The organism is Microbacterium sp. USTB-Y, from assembly GCF_023703415.1.
Taxonomy (GTDB): domain Bacteria; phylum Actinomycetota; class Actinomycetes; order Actinomycetales; family Microbacteriaceae; genus Microbacterium.
In genome coordinates this window covers 626,618-640,676 of record NZ_JAGMTU010000001.1, presented here as the reverse complement: position 1 = coordinate 640,676, position 14,059 = coordinate 626,618, and the positions used below count along the sequence as shown (strand labels likewise).

At 70.9% G+C, this 14,059-nt stretch carries 14 protein-coding genes; 5 read left to right on the top strand and 9 right to left on the bottom strand.

Annotation, left to right across the window (positions count from 1 at the left end; all coding sequences use genetic code 11):
- Positions 1 to 393 precede the first annotated feature (393 nt).
- The 5 genes from J8G10_RS02945 to J8G10_RS02925 form a co-directional block, all read right to left on the bottom strand.
- Positions 394 to 645: a hypothetical protein gene (locus tag J8G10_RS02945; RefSeq protein ID WP_251439125.1), complete on the bottom strand. Its 252-nt coding sequence runs from the start codon at positions 643 to 645 to the stop codon at positions 394 to 396.
- A gap of 318 nt (positions 646 to 963) precedes the next feature.
- A complete protein-coding gene (locus tag J8G10_RS02940; protein ID WP_251439123.1) occupies positions 964 to 1,191 on the bottom strand; it encodes a hypothetical protein in 228 nt (75 codons plus the stop codon).
- A complete protein-coding gene (locus J8G10_RS02935) occupies positions 1,188 to 1,448 on the bottom strand; it encodes a hypothetical protein (protein ID WP_251439121.1) in 261 nt (86 codons plus the stop codon). Before J8G10_RS02935 ends, J8G10_RS02940 begins: the two co-directional genes overlap by 4 nt.
- Before the next feature lie 244 nt (positions 1,449 to 1,692).
- Positions 1,693 to 2,085 (bottom strand): hypothetical protein, encoded by a 393-nt coding sequence (locus J8G10_RS02930; RefSeq protein WP_251439118.1) that lies wholly within the window; start codon positions 2,083 to 2,085, stop codon positions 1,693 to 1,695.
- A 58-nt stretch (positions 2,086 to 2,143) separates the two neighbouring features.
- Positions 2,144 to 3,022 (bottom strand): LysR family transcriptional regulator, encoded by an 879-nt coding sequence (locus tag J8G10_RS02925; protein ID WP_251439116.1) that lies wholly within the window; start codon positions 3,020 to 3,022, stop codon positions 2,144 to 2,146.
- Positions 3,023 to 3,124: 102 nt separating this feature from the next.
- Between J8G10_RS02925 and J8G10_RS02920 the strand changes: the two genes are divergently transcribed.
- The 5 genes from J8G10_RS02920 to J8G10_RS02900 all read left to right on the top strand — a co-directional run bounded on the left by J8G10_RS02920 (position 3,125) and on the right by J8G10_RS02900 (position 10,130).
- The gene (locus J8G10_RS02920) at positions 3,125 to 4,405 is read left to right on the top strand and encodes an MFS transporter (protein WP_251439114.1); all 1,281 of its coding nucleotides are present in this window, start codon (positions 3,125 to 3,127) and stop codon (positions 4,403 to 4,405) included.
- Between the two features lie 72 nt (positions 4,406 to 4,477).
- On the top strand, positions 4,478 to 5,740 hold the full coding sequence (locus J8G10_RS02915; RefSeq protein ID WP_374208747.1) for a glycosyltransferase: 1,263 nt from the start codon (positions 4,478 to 4,480) through the stop codon (positions 5,738 to 5,740).
- Complete coding sequence (locus tag J8G10_RS02910; protein WP_251439111.1) at positions 5,737 to 7,815, top strand: glycosyltransferase family 39 protein; 2,079 nt, start codon at positions 5,737 to 5,739, stop codon at positions 7,813 to 7,815. Before J8G10_RS02915 ends, J8G10_RS02910 begins: the two co-directional genes overlap by 4 nt.
- Positions 7,816 to 7,833: 18 nt before the next feature.
- Positions 7,834 to 8,622: a response regulator transcription factor gene (locus J8G10_RS02905; RefSeq protein ID WP_251439110.1), complete on the top strand. Its 789-nt coding sequence runs from the start codon at positions 7,834 to 7,836 to the stop codon at positions 8,620 to 8,622.
- Complete coding sequence (locus tag J8G10_RS02900; RefSeq protein WP_251439109.1) at positions 8,619 to 10,130, top strand: HAMP domain-containing sensor histidine kinase; 1,512 nt, start codon at positions 8,619 to 8,621, stop codon at positions 10,128 to 10,130. The genes J8G10_RS02905 and J8G10_RS02900 overlap by 4 nt, the downstream gene beginning before the upstream one ends.
- Before the next feature lie 14 nt (positions 10,131 to 10,144).
- Here the strand turns inward: J8G10_RS02900 and J8G10_RS02895 are convergent, their stop codons facing one another.
- The 4 genes from J8G10_RS02895 to eda are packed head-to-tail and all read right to left on the bottom strand — an operon-like array spanning position 10,145 to position 13,869.
- Complete coding sequence (locus J8G10_RS02895) at positions 10,145 to 11,296, bottom strand: mannitol-1-phosphate 5-dehydrogenase (protein ID WP_251439108.1); 1,152 nt, start codon at positions 11,294 to 11,296, stop codon at positions 10,145 to 10,147.
- Positions 11,293 to 12,246: a phosphoglycerate dehydrogenase gene (locus tag J8G10_RS02890; RefSeq protein WP_251439107.1), complete on the bottom strand. Its 954-nt coding sequence runs from the start codon at positions 12,244 to 12,246 to the stop codon at positions 11,293 to 11,295. The genes J8G10_RS02895 and J8G10_RS02890 overlap by 4 nt, the downstream gene beginning before the upstream one ends.
- Position 12,247: 1 nt before the next feature.
- Positions 12,248 to 13,213 (bottom strand): shikimate dehydrogenase, encoded by a 966-nt coding sequence (locus J8G10_RS02885; RefSeq protein ID WP_251439105.1) that lies wholly within the window; start codon positions 13,211 to 13,213, stop codon positions 12,248 to 12,250.
- A 17-nt stretch (positions 13,214 to 13,230) separates the two neighbouring features.
- Positions 13,231 to 13,869: a bifunctional 4-hydroxy-2-oxoglutarate aldolase/2-dehydro-3-deoxy-phosphogluconate aldolase gene (gene eda / locus J8G10_RS02880; protein WP_251439103.1), complete on the bottom strand. Its 639-nt coding sequence runs from the start codon at positions 13,867 to 13,869 to the stop codon at positions 13,231 to 13,233.
- Between the last annotated feature and the right edge of the window lie 190 nt (positions 13,870 to 14,059).

The window sequence follows — 14,059 nt, the reverse complement described above, 5'->3', positions numbered from 1 at the left end:
GATCGAGTTGGCGCTCCGGTTCGCCACGATCATCCACGTACCATAAGCCGCGATAGCCTCAGCCCACACCACGGGCACAACGGCAACACTCATTCCTGCTCCTGCTTTGCTGTGACTTCCCCCAGATCGCAGGCTAGGGGTTTGTTCGGGCCGTGATCGAATCGTCATCGATCCGACCTCGACGGACGATCCGGGAGGCAATCGGCAAGGCTGAACAACAGGTCAGCAATCGCCCACAACAACGCCCTCACGATGCACCCCCGCTCGTGCGATCCGCGCTCTCGCATTCGTGCCCGTTCGCGTCGCCCTCGGCGTTATCTCGGAACGCGCGCTCTTCGCCCTCCCAGCCGCAGTCGAAGCACAGCGCCACATGAAAAGTCGCCACATGCGCACTCATCGTTCGCTCCCGTCCGTGCGGTCGGCGTGTTCACAGCGCGGGTCACATGTCCGGTGCACGCCGAGTCCGAGTCGGCATTCCCCGCACTCGTGACGACACCCGGGCTCACACCCGTTCGTGCGGTTCGGCGTGATCGTGAACGCCTCGCACAGGCCGATCGCGAGTACCTCCATCGTCCACGTCTCGCCGGGACCGGCCCAGCGGTCGTACCAGTCCTCCAGCCACGCGGTCAGCTCTTCCTCGCTCATCGTTCACTCCTGTCTGTGATCTCGGCTGTGAGCGTCTGGTGGCACCGGGTGCACCGGAGGTAGACGACATCGGGTGTGCCGGCGAAGGCCGAGTTGAACCCGAGCACGCGCCAGCGGTGGCCGCGCTTCTCGCATCGCGTCAGCATGCTCATCGCTCGCCCTCCAGCCCAACCGTGCGGACCGGGATCCGGTGTGCACACCGGCACTCGACGCGCTTCGAGTAGCGGCCCGTGCATCCTGCGTCGCCCCGGGCGGGGCCGCGGCTCCACGTCTTGTGGTCGGTGTGGTCGCCCTCCGCGCAACGTCGGCAGAGCGGGATCATGCGCTCGCCTCCTCACCAAAGAGGATGCGAGCGGCGTCGGCGTGCAGGATCGCGGCGCCTTCCCAGGACACGCGCCAGCCGGTTCCGAACGGCTCCAGGCGCATCGAGTCGGCCAGCACCTTGCCCGGGTCGATCCCGAGCACAATGGCGATGTCGTGGCCGTGCTGTCGGGCGGAGCGGGGACTCGAACCCCTAACCTTCTGGTTAGTCTCCATGTTGCTCATGCGGGCACCTTCTCGGCGTAGCGAGCGTGCGCGCTCTGGCGAGTGATCCCGAGACCGTCAGCGATGTACTGCCACGAATGGCCGTTGTCGTGCATCCCTCGGGCCGCGTGCGTGATCGCCTCTTCCAGATCGTCACGGACGGACACGAGTTCGCCAAGCTCGAAGTCGTCACCGTTGGCGCAGCGCTCACCAGCCGCCCGAATGATCCTCTTCGCGAACGCCACGTAATCGAGCGTTTCGACCTCGCGACGGCTCACCGTCCCGACCCCTCACGGGTCGGGATTTCGGCGTCAGCTTGGAACTGACACGCAATCTGTGCGAAGGTAGACCGACGCTCCGGCGTCCAGAACGCGCTCGCACGGGCCTTCCTCTGGCGGAATCGCTTCCACGCGACTCCCAACCAGAAGGTTGGGGGTTCGAGTCCCTCCAGGCGCACACTGTGTTGAGACAGTACGGAAGCCCCCTCTTCGGAGGGGGCTTCTTCGTCTCCGGATCCGGCTCTCAGGCCGGCGTGCGCAGCAGCCGGCGCATCCCGCCCCGGGCGAGCATGAGCACCACGATCAGCGCCGTCACCGAGAAGAAGCCGCCCAGCCGCACGGCGTCGCCGAACAGGAGCGCGGTGAGCTCGAGCACCGCGAACTTGCTGCCCGGCATGATGAGCAGGAGCGTGATCACCGCGACGATGCGGGCCGCGACGGTCGGCCCCGAGCGGATCCGCCGGATCACGGCGTTCTTGATCCGCAACACGATCTCCAGGACGATCTTGAGCAGCACCGCCGTGAGCAGGGAGAGCAGGAAGCTCTCCGAGATCACCGCGGGGAAGAGCTGGACGAAGACGCCGAGCACGACGAGATAGACGAGCACGTCCACGAGGTCGATCGGCTGGATCCGCACGCTGTCAGCGTAGCGTCGGCCCGGCGCGCCGGGGCAGCGGCGTCGGCTCTCGTCCCCCTCAGCCCTCGGAGGCGCCCGGGAGCTGGCGTGCCTCGCGGGTGTGCGAGTCGATGATCGCGGTGCTCAGCGCCTCGATCGGCGCCCGCGGTGCGGCGGGGTCGTCGATGAGGGCGAAGTCGAGCGTGTCGAGATGCGGCAGTCCCAGCGCGGCGTCGGCGCGCACGAGGTCCGGGGGCATCATCCCGCCGGGGAAGACGGCGACGCCCAGGCCCGCCCTGACCCCCGCGAGGATCCCGGTGATGTCGCGGACCGTGCACGTCGCCTTCCAGCGTCGTCCCGCGGCCTCGAGTGCGGTGACCGCAGCGGCGCGCGAGTGGCTCGGCCGGGGATACGTCACGAGGGGCACCACCTCGCCCGGATCGAGTCGCAGCGACGGGTGCGCGCCCCAGATCAGCTGCTCGCGCCGGACCACCCTGCCCTCGGCGATCCCCGGCTCCTGTCGCACGTAGACGAGGTCGAGCGCGCCCGCGCGCAGGCGCCGGGCGACGGCCGCCGACTGGCCGACGGTGATCTCCACGTCGATGTGCGGATTCTTCCGGCGGAAGTCGCGCAGGATCCCGGGCAGATGCGTGAGGGCGAGGTCGTCCGCCGTGCCGAAGCGGACCGTCGCCCGTTCGGCGGGGCCGGAGAAGTACGCCTGCGCCTCATCGAGCACCGCGAGGGTGCGACGGGCGAACGCCAGCATCGCCTCGCCGCCGTCGGTGAGGGCGACGCTGTGGGTGTCCCGGGCGATGAGCGAGCGGCCGGTCTGCTCTTCGAGCCGACGCACCCGCTGACTGACCGTGGGCTGGCTGATTCCGAGCTGCCGCCCGGCCTCCGAGAAGCTGCGGTTCTCCGCCACGGCGACGAAGCAGCGCAGCAGATCCGGCTCGAGCATGCGGACTCCCGTCCCTGCGGATCCTGCTCATTCGCAGATCCGATAACAGTTATGTCCCTCATTATCGTGAGTGATCGTGCGATCCTCCGTACCGTTGAGGTCATGTCTTCTGTGTCGGGCGTGGATCATCCGATCACCGAGCCGCTGCCGGTGCTCGCGACCCGACCGACCTTCCGCGCGACCTTCGCGACGCTGCGCGAGGCGAACTTCCGGCTCTACTTCGCCGGCCTCGCGGCGACCTCCGCGGCGGGATGGCTGGCGCGGCTGGCCACGGACTCGCTGATGATCGAGCTCACCGGCGACGTCGGCCTCGTCGCTCTGGTCGTCGCGTCGCAGCTGCTGCCGTCGATCGTCCTCGGACCGTGGGGAGGCGTGCTCAGCGACCGATTCGCACCCCGCCAGACGGTCGTGCTGACCCAGCTCGTCGTGGTGCTGTCGGCGCTGTGCCTGGGCGTGCCGGCGATCCTCGGCACGGCCGGCGTGCCGCTGATCGTCGCCTCCTCGCTCCTGCTCGGCGTCGCGGCGGCGTTCGAGGCGCCGGCTCGCGCGGTGCTGCTCGTGCAGGTCGTCGGCACCCGCGCACTGCCCAACGCGATGAGTCTGAACGCCGCCGTGCAGCAGCTCGCCGGAATACTCGGCGCCCTGCTCACGGCCGGCCTCGTCGCGATCATCGGATCCGGATGGGCGCTCGTGGCGGCGCCGGTCGGGCCGCTCGCGGGCATCGTGATGCTGCTCGGGATCCGGCGCTCCGCGCTGCAGCCCGCGATCAGGGTCGCCGCCCGGCGGGGACAGATCCGCGAGGCCATCCGCTACGTGCAGCGCAAGCCGGAGATCCGCACGGCGCTGCTGCTGATCTCGTCGCTCGCGTTCTTCGCGCTCACGGCCTCGATCCTCATGGCCTGGGCGGCGAACGAGCGCTATGGCCTCGGCACCCTCGGCTACACCCTGTTCCAGACGGCGTCGGCGGTGGGTGCTCTGCTGGGCAGTCTGCTGGCCGCCCGCCGGCGACAGCTGCGACTCCGCGACAGCGCGCTGCTGCTCGCGGGCTCGGGGCTGGTCTGGGCGTGCTCCGGTCTCGCGCCCTTCGCCGGGCTCTTCGTCGTCGGACTGGTCGCGTCGATGCTGATGCGGACGGCGTTCATGATCGGGAACGATTCGCTCACGCAGCTCTCGGCCAACGGCGCGATCCGCGGGCGGGTGGTGTCGCTCTACGTCGCGTGCATGACGGGCATGCAGGCGGCGGGCGCGCTCGCGGCGGGCTGGGCCGTGCACGCGCTCGGCGGCGAGATCACGTTCCTGCTCGCCGGCGGCGCCCCCGCTCTGATCGCGCTGGCTGTCGTGCTGACCTCGAGGAGCAGGCGCGCGCTGCCGGCGTCGGCCTGAGCGGCCGGGTCCTTAGCCATCGCATAGCGGTGCCAAAGCGCCCGTCCCGGGCCGCTTCCGAGCATGGATCCCATGAACCAGGATCCGGCTCTCGACCTCGATGTCGTCGTCCCCGTGCACAACGAGCGGGACACGCTCGAGCAGTGCATCGCGCTGCTGCACGAGCACCTGCGCGCCGAGGAACCGGCGTCCTGGCGGATCACGATCGCCGACAACGCGAGCACCGACGGCACGGCCGAGCTCGCCGATGCGCTCGCTGCGCGGCTGAGCGGCGTGGTCGCGGTGCACCTCACGGAGAAGGGCCGGGGCAGGGCGCTGAAGGCCGTGTGGTCGGAGTCTCCGGCGGCGGTCCTCGTCTATCTCGACGAGGACCTCTCCACGGACCTGCGCGCCCTGCGTCCGCTCGTCGCCCCGCTGCTCAGCGGCCACTCGGATCTCGCGATCGGGTCCCGCCTGGCGAGCGCCTCGCGCATCGTGCGCGGCGGCAAGCGCGAGTTCGTCTCGCGCTCCTACAACCTGCTGCTGCGCGGGGCCTTCGGGGTGCGGTTCAGCGATGCGCAGTGCGGGTTCAAGGCCATCCGCGCCGAGGCCGCGCACCGCCTGCTGCCTCTCGTGGAGGACACCGGCTGGTTCTTCGACACCGAGCTGCTGATCCTCGCCGAGCGCGCGGGGCTGCGGATCCACGAGGTCCCGGTCGACTGGATCGACGACCCGCACAGCTCGGTCGACATCGTCTCGACCGCGACCGCCGATCTGAAGGGGCTGGTCCGCATCGGGCGAGGGCTCGTCGCCGGGCGCATCCCGGTCGACGACGTCTATCGCGACATCGGACGCCATCCCTTCGCGCAGCCGAAGACGCCGCTGATCACCCAGCTCGTCCGCTTCGGGGTCATCGGCGCGCTCTCCACCGTCGCGTACGCGCTGACCTATCTCGTGCTCCAGGTGCCGTTTCCCGCGCAGTGGGCGAACTTCCTCGCGCTGCTGCTCACCGCCATCGCCAACACGGCGGCCAACCGGCGCTTCACCTTCGGCATCCGGGGCCGCACGGGCGCGACGACCCATCATCTCCAGGGGCTGATCGTCTTCGGCATCGCCTGGGCGCTGACCGGCGGATCCCTGATGCTGCTGCACGCCGCGGATCCGCATCCCGGCCCGTTCGCCGAGGTCGGCGTGCTCACCCTCGCGAACCTCGTCGCCACGCTGCTGCGCTTCGCGCTGCTGCGGCTCTGGGTGTTCCGCGACGCCGCACGCCGGCACGATCCGCCCGAGCCCGTCGAGCCGCTGTCCACCCGTCACCACCTCACCGTGCTCACTCAGGAGGCGAACCGCTCATGAACGCATCCGTGGCCGTCGCGCCAGCTCTGCCCGTCCACCCTCCGACCGGTGCGCGTCCCGCGGTCGCGGACGAGGTCTCGGGAACGATCGCCCGAGCCCGCTGGGAGGCGCCCGCGTACGCGGGGGTGCTCCTGCTCACCGGGATCCTCTATCTGTGGAACCTCGCGGCCAGCGGCTGGGCGAACGCCTTCTACTCCGCCGCCGTGCAGGCCGGGACGCAGAACTGGGTGGCGTTCTTCTACGGATCCAGCGACGCGGGCAACTCGATCACGGTCGACAAGCCGCCGGCGAGCCTGTGGGTGATGGAGCTGTCGGCACGCGTGTTCGGCCTCAGCTCGTGGAGCATCCTCGTGCCGCAGGCCCTGATGGGCGTCGCCACGGCCGCGATCCTCCTGTTCACGGTGCGCCGGCGGTTCGGCGCGGCGGCGGCCCTCGTCACGACGGGCGTGTTCGCCCTCACCCCGGTCGCGGCGCTGATGTTCCGCTTCAACAACCCGGACGCGTTGCTGCTCCTGCTGCTCACCGCCGCGGTCGCCCTCACTCTGAGGGCGATCGACCGGGCGCAACTGCGCTGGCTGCTGCTCGCCGGCGTCGCCGTCGGCTTCGGCTTCCTCACGAAGCAGCTGCAGGCGTTCCTCGTCCTGCCGGTACTCGCGGGTGTCTACGTCGTGTTCGCCGGGGCTCCGATCCTGAAGCGGATCGGGCATCTGCTCGCCGCGCTCGGCGCCGTGATCGTGTCGGCGGGGTGGTGGGTCGCCGTGGTCGAGCTCGTCCCCGCCTCGGCCCGCCCCTACATCGGAGGCTCGCAGACGAACAGCTTCCTCGAGCTGACCTTCGGCTACAACGGCCTCGGACGCCTCACCGGGAACGAGACGGGCAGCGTCGGCGGCGGCGGCGGCGGAGCGGGAGGCGGCATGTGGGGATCCACGGGGCTGTTCCGCCTGTTCCAGGACGAGATCGGCGGGCAGATCTCGTGGCTGATCCCGGCCGCGCTCCTGTTGCTGACGGGGGCGCTCGTGCTCATCGGAAGGGCTCCGCGCCGCGATGCGCGGCGGATCGCGATCGTGACGTTCGCGGCATGGCTGCTGGTGACGCTGCTCGCCTTCAGCTTCATGGCGGGGATCTTCCATGCGTACTACACCGTCGCGCTGGCGGCACCGCTCGCGGGGCTGATCGGCACCGCGGGGACCGTGGTCTTCCGCCACCGCGATCGGGTGTGGGTGCGCATCCTGCTCGCCGTCTCGGCGATCGTCACCGCCGCCTGGGCGTGGGTGCTGCTGGAGCGCGCGAGCTCGTGGCTGCCGTGGCTGAAGGTCGTCGTGCTCGCGGTCTCAGCCGCCGCGGCGCTGCTCGTCCTCGTGCCGCCGCGCTCGCGGATCCTCACCGCAGCGACCGCCTCGGCGCTGCTCACGGGCGCGCTGCTCGCCCCGGCGGCGTACACGCTGGAGACCGTCGGAGCGGCGCACTCCGGATCCATCGTCACCGCCGGCCCGTCGGTGCAGGGCACGATGGGCGGGGGCTTCCGCGGCGGCTTCCCCCGGGTCGGCCGAGGCTTCGGCGGCCCGGGTGGCGGCGCGGCCGGCGCGCAGGGCGGCCCGGGCGGGGCGACGAGCGCGAACGGCGGTACGGGCACCGGCCCCGCCGGCGGCACGGGCACCGGCCCCACTGGTGGAACGGGAACCGGGGCGGGCCCCGCCGGGGGAGCGGGCGGGCTGCTCGAGGCCTCGACGGTGAGCGCCGAGCTGAAGACGCTGCTCTCCGCCGACGCCTCCCGCTACACCTGGGTCGCGGCATCGGTCGGATCGCAGACGGCGGCCGGCTATCAGCTCGGCACCGGGTACGCGGTCATGCCCCTCGGCGGGTTCAACGGCAGCGACCCGTCCCCGACCCTCGCGCAGTTCCAGCAGTACGTGGCGAGCGGGAAGATCCACTACTTCATCGCCGGAGGCGGCATGATGGGCGGATCGAGCACCGGCAGCAGGGTCGCGACCCAGATCCAGCAGTGGGTCGAGGCCCACTTCGCGGCCGAGTCGGTCGGCGGCGTGACGGTCTACGACCTGACCGCGCAGAATTGACGACGAGGGGAGCAGATCATGGCCGACATCACGACCGAGTCCGGCGCCACCGCCTCGATGCCGCTCGGGCTGCCGCCGATCGTGCGCGCGGACGGCACCCCGGCGCGGGCGCTCGTGGTCGACGACGAGCGCGCGCTCGCCGCGGCCGTCGGCGATTCGCTCCGCACGGACGGGTGGGAGGTGCGCGTGGAGCACCGCGGGCGCAGCGCGCTCATCGCGGTGCGGGAGTTCCAGCCCGACGTGGTCGTGCTCGACATCATGATGCCCGACATCGACGGACTCGACACGCTCGAGCGGATCCGCGCGATCCGGCCCGAGATCCGGGTGCTGTTCCTCACCGCCCTGGACGGCCACGACGACCGGATCGCCGGGCTGCGCGCGGGCGGCGACGACTACCTCACCAAGCCCTTCGCGATCGCCGAGCTGCAGGCGCGGGTGCGGGTGCTGGCCCGCACGGCGGCGGCGATCGGACGCCCGGCGGACGCGCAGCTGCAGGTCGGCGACCTGTCCGTGGACAAGGCCGCCGCCACCGCCGAGCTCGCAGGGTCCCCGCTCGAGCTCACGCCCACCGAGTTCGAGCTGCTGCTCCTGCTCGCGAACAACGCGGGCAAGGTGCTGCGCCGGCCTCAGATCCTCGAGGCGGTCTGGGGGTACGACTTCGGCACCGAGTCGAACGTGGTCGAGGTGTACGTGTCGAGCCTGCGTCGCAAGCTCGCGCCGTCGACGGCGCTGAGCCTGGAGACCGTGCGGCTGGTCGGCTACGTCCTCCGCGTCGCCGATGCGTCCGCTCCCGGGGGAGGGGCATGAGGCGACCGCGCAGTCTTCGCCTGCAGGTGGTGCTCATCGCGTCGGCCCTCGTCGCCGCGGTGAGCATCGTCGTCGGCGTGGTCGCCGTGGTGTCGCTGCACGACTACATGCTGGGCCAGGTCGATGCGCGCCTCAACGGCGCCGCCGCGCGCGGGGCCGACATCGCCGGCCGCCCGCCCGGATCCACGACGGCGACGCCGGGCCCGACGCCGCCGTCGCCGCGTCCCAGCCGCGACGAGGTCGTGGGCGCCCCCGGGCAGTCCGGGGGGACCATCACCGCCGTCTTCCGGGAGGGGGTGTTCGAGCTCGGCGGCTGGATCTCGGTCGACGGGAAGCGCCACGACCTCACATCCGCCCAGCAGAAGATCCTCGCCGCGCACCTTCCCACCGGATCCGCAGACCGGACCGCACCGGTGACCGTCGACCTCGGCGGCTCGCTCGGCTCCTACCGGGTGGCGTCGCGGACGACGCCCTCCGGCGTCGCGGTGGTGACCGCGCTGCCGCTCGACCTGGTGTCGGCGGCGACGGGGCGGCTGCTGCTCGTGGTGACCCTCGTGGGCATCGTCTGCATCGTGCTGGCCGTCGCGGCGGCCGCCGTGGCGATGGGTCGCGCGCTGCGGCCCCTGCGTCGCGTCGCGCACACCGCCGCGGCCGTGACCGCCGTGCCGCTCGATCGCGGCGAGGTGTGCCTGGCCGAGCGCGTGGACGCCGGCGACATCGCCTCGACGAGCGAGGTGGGCCAGGTCGGCACGGCGCTCAACGACATGCTCGACCACGTCGAGCTCGCCCTCACCCAGCGCGAGGCGAGCGAGTCGACGATGCGCCGGTTCGTCGCCGACGCCAGTCACGAGCTGCGCACCCCGCTGGCCACGATCCGCGCCTATGCGCAGCTGTCCGGTCGCCCGGACACCGAGGAGGCGGAGGTGCGCGGGAACGCCGCCCTCATCGACGGCGAGGGGGTGCGGATGGGGGCGCTCATCGATCAGCTCCTCCTGCTGGCGCGCCTCGATGCGCTGCCCGAGCTCGTGCAGGACGACCTCGACCTGCGGCTCCTCGTCGCCGAGGCGGTGCTCGCGGCGCGCCTCGCCGGACCGGCGCACACCTGGGTCATGGAGTTGGGCGAGGATCCGGCGCTCGTGCGCGGCGACGCCGGGGATCTGCGCCGCGTGCTCGACAACCTGCTCGGCAACGCGCGACTGCACACGCCCGACGGCACGACCGTGCAGGTGCGGCTCGACGAGGTGCGCACCGGGGAGGCGGCCGGGGCAGTGCGCCTCACGGTCGCCGATGACGGTCCCGGACTCCCGGAGAGCGTGCGGGAGAGCGTGTTCGAGCGGTTCGCCCGCGGTGAGACCTCGCGGTCCCGCGACGGCGGGGGCGGCACGGGACTCGGCATGGCGATCGCGCTCGCCGTGGTCGAAGCGCACGGCGGCACGATCGCGGTCGGGCCGGGCCCGGGTGCGACGTTCGTGGTGACGCTGCCGGCCGTCGAGACTCCCCGGCAGTAGCTCCCGGGCGGCGGTCAGTCCGACAGCACCGCCTGCCTCGACGCGACCTGCGCGAGGACCGAGGCGAAGAGGGGATGTCCTTCGTGGAGCCCTGTCACGGACTCGACCACCTCGTCGGCACGCGATGAGCGCAGCATGTCCTGCAAGCGCATGGACTGCGGATCGCGGGGGTCGTCGAAGGCGAACGCGGCTCCGATCGCCGCAACCAGTGCATCCACCGGGAGACCGAACTCGACGGCGGCGGCGGCCGGGCCGATCAGGCGTTCGTGACGGGACAGCTTGCGCAAGGGCTCGCGGCCGACGCGCATCACCGGATCCGGCAGGAGCAGCGGGTTGCGGAACCGCTCGAGGATCCGGGCGCGGTACGTCGCGAGCTCCTCCGGGTCCCATCTGTGCTTGCGGGCCAGCATGGCAGAGGTCTGCGCCATGACATCCGAGACGCGTGCGGAGATCGACGGATCCTGCAACGCAGCGCGGACGTCGGCCGCGCCGATGAGCGCTCCGAAGTAGGCGGCCGTCGCGTGCCCCGTGTTGACCGTATAGAGCTTGCGCTCGATGTACGGGGCGAGGTCGTCCACGAAACCGGCGCCCGGCAGGTTCGGCGGATCGTCGCCGAATGGGGCGCTTTCGATCCTCCACTCGAAGAACGGCTCGACGACGACGTCGACGGCGCCGTCGCCCGGCTGGGAGGGCACCAGACGATCGATCGCCGTGTTGGCGAACACCGCGTTCTGCGGCTCCGCTTCTGCTCCTTCGAGGTCGGCGATCGCGCGGCGCAGCTTGTCGGTGGCTCCGATCGCGTTCTCGCACGCCATGACCTGAAGGGGTGGCAGAGCGCCCGGTCTGGTACGGAGCCCCGCCGCGATCAGCGGCGCGACAGCCGCCAGGGCTGTCGGACCCACGGACGTCGTCACGACATCCGCGGTCTCGATCTCCGCCACCACGGCGCGCGGATCCTCCGCGCTGTCGATCGCGCGGAAGCCCGTCACCACCGTGTCGACGCCGCCGGGGCCGGCCTCGTGCACTGTGTAGCTTCCCGCGGAACGGACCTGTTCGATGAGCGTGCGGGCGACATCGCAGAAGACGATCTCGTACCCGCCGCGATGCAGCACGAGGCCGATCAGACCTCGTCCGATGTTCCCCGCGCCGAAATGGACGGCCTTCATGAGAGGGATCGCGCCGCGGGAGCCGTGTCGGCCGTCAGCGCGGTGATGAGGTTCGTGACCGCCTGCTCGGTCGCACGGCGCACGCTGGCATCGGTGTAGCCGCCGACATGCGGAGTGAGGATCACTCGGGGGTGCGAGAGCAGTGCGTCGAGCACCGGCGGCTCCTGGTCGAACGCATCGACCGCATAGGCGCGCAGCGCACCGTCCTCCAGCGCAGCGAGAACGGCCTCGGGGTCGACCAGGGCGCTGCGGGCGGTGTTCACGAGCACGGTCTGCGGGCGGAGCGATCCGAGCAGCGTGGCGTCGACGAGCGGGCGGCCGTCGGCGCGCGGAGGCGCATGGAGCGTGACGACATCGCATTCCGCGAAGAGGTCGTCGAGCTCGACACCGTCGACGCCCGCCATATCGATCGTGGCGAACGGGTCGTAGGCGAGAACGTTCGCTCCGAAGGCGAGCACGATCCGGGCCACGAGACGTCCGATCGCTCCAAAACCGACGATGCCGACCGTTCTGTCCGCGAGCTCCCGCCCCAGACAGCGTGCCCATCGTCCGTCGTGGAGCGCGCGATCCGCGGCAGGGATGTCGCGCAGTGCGGACAGCATGAGCGCGACGCTGAGCTCCGCGACGCCGCGCGAGTTCGCACCGCGCGCGAGCTCGACCGCGACGCCGTGGGCTCGTGCGGAATCCAGATCGAGGTTCTCCGCCCCCACCCCGTTGCGCGAGATCACCCGGAGGCGATCGGCCGCGTCCAGCACCGTCGCAGGCACCTGCTCGACCCCGCACAGCCAGCCATCGATGCCCGGGACCAGTTCGATGAGCTCCTCGACGTTCGGCAGACGACCGGCCGGGCCCGAAACCAGCTCCCATCCGCGTTCGCGCAGGGGCGCCAGGTCGGCGGCGTCGTCGAGCCCGGAGGCGGTCATGGAGCGCGGGGTGACAAGGATCCGCATGTCAACGCGTCGATTCTGCGAGGGCGACGAGCGCGTCGAACGACGGACCGGAGGGCGGGATCTCGACGTCGAAGACCTCGGCGATCACCTGGGTCCAGCCATGGATGAAGTACACCCAGCCGTCGACCACACGCAGCCCGCGGCTCGGAGCCTGCCGCCGTGCCTGGTCGAGGAACACGAGGTCGCCGCGGTAGTTGAGCTCCCACACGACCCCGTGGCCGGGGAAGACCCCCTCGTCGGTGAGCGGCGAGCCGGGCGCGTCCTTGCCCAGGCCGGTGGCGTTGATGACGAGCGCACCTGCCGGCGCCTCGGCCAGCACGGCATCGTTGTCGGCCGGGACGGGGCAGAGGCGCGTGACGAGCTCGGTGTCGGTGCCCGATGCGGTGTGCACTCGGCGCAGAGTCTCCAGGCGGGCGGCGCTGCGGTTGGTCACGACGATCCGCCGGGGGCGATCGTCGCCGCGCTCCGGGCGCGACAGGTACCAGTCGATCGCGATCGCCGATCCTCCTGCGCCGAACACGATCACATCGGTGTCGACCCGGCGGAAGTGCTCGGCCGGAAGGGCGGCGTCGAGGGCATGCCCGGCAGTGATCGGATCCTTCGCGTGGGCGCGGAAACGCCCGTCCCGCTTCGAGAGGCAGCTCACCTCGTCCATCAGTTCGGCGAGCGGGTCGATCTCGTCGAACAGATCCTTCGCCGCCGCATAGAGGTCGAGCTTGTGCGTGGTGACCAGAGCACCGAGGCTCAGCTCGTCGTGCTTGAGGAAGTCGACCACCGCGCGGTAGTGCTCGGCGGGAGCGTGCAACGCGAGATCGATCCCGACCATCTCCACGTCTCCCAGACCCAGATGCTCCGCCCAAAGCGGAAAGACCCGACGGATCGACGAGCTGCCGGTCGTGACACCGATGAAGTAGAAGGTGGGTTTGCGTGCGGGCTCGAGTGTGTTCCAGGTGAAGGTGAGAGGCATGAGTGCTCCTGTCGGCGTCATGACCGGTCCGCGGCGATGCGCGCGGCCTCGGCGGCGGTGCGGGCGATGGTGGTGAAGTCGCCCGCGGAGATCGCCGGGCGAGGTGCGATCCAGGTGCCGCCGACGGCGAACACGTTCGGCAGGCTGAGGAACTCGGAGAGATTCGCCGGGGTGACTCCGCCAGTCGGCATGAAGGCCACGCCGAGCGAGGAGAACGGGCCCGCGAAGCTGCGCAGCGTCGCGCCGCCTCCGTAGTTCCCGGCCGGGAAGAACTTCAGGCGGCGGTGTCCGTGCGCGGCCGCGTCCAGCACCTCGGACGGAGTGACCACCCCGGGAACATAGGGAAGAGCGCTCTCGGCGGCGGCGTCTGAGAGTCGCGGGCGCCATCCCGGGCTCACACCATAGGCTGCGCCGGCGGCGACCGCGATCGGGATCTGCTCGGGGGACACGATGCTTCCGGCGCCGACGAGGAACCCCTCCACCTCTCCGGAGACCCTGCGCATCGCCTCCAGAGCCGCGTCGGTTCGCAGCGTGATCTCCATCGTGCGGATCCCGCCGGAGGCGAGAGCGCGTGCGAGGGGCACTGCCGAATCCGCATCCTCGATCTCGACGACGGGGATGACGCTGATCTCGGTGACCTGCTCAAGGACGTCCATGTCTCTCCTCGCTCCTGTTCTCACGTCGTTGTCTCAACGAATGGTAGTCAGACTACACAAATATGTCGATAGGAGCCTGAGGAGACGAACCGATGCCAGGAATAGGGGCGGAAAAGGTAGTCTGCCTCCACATCATCGAGGATGCTGTAGGCCTACTACCCTCGAACCTGCGGGGAGATCTCGGCGTCGG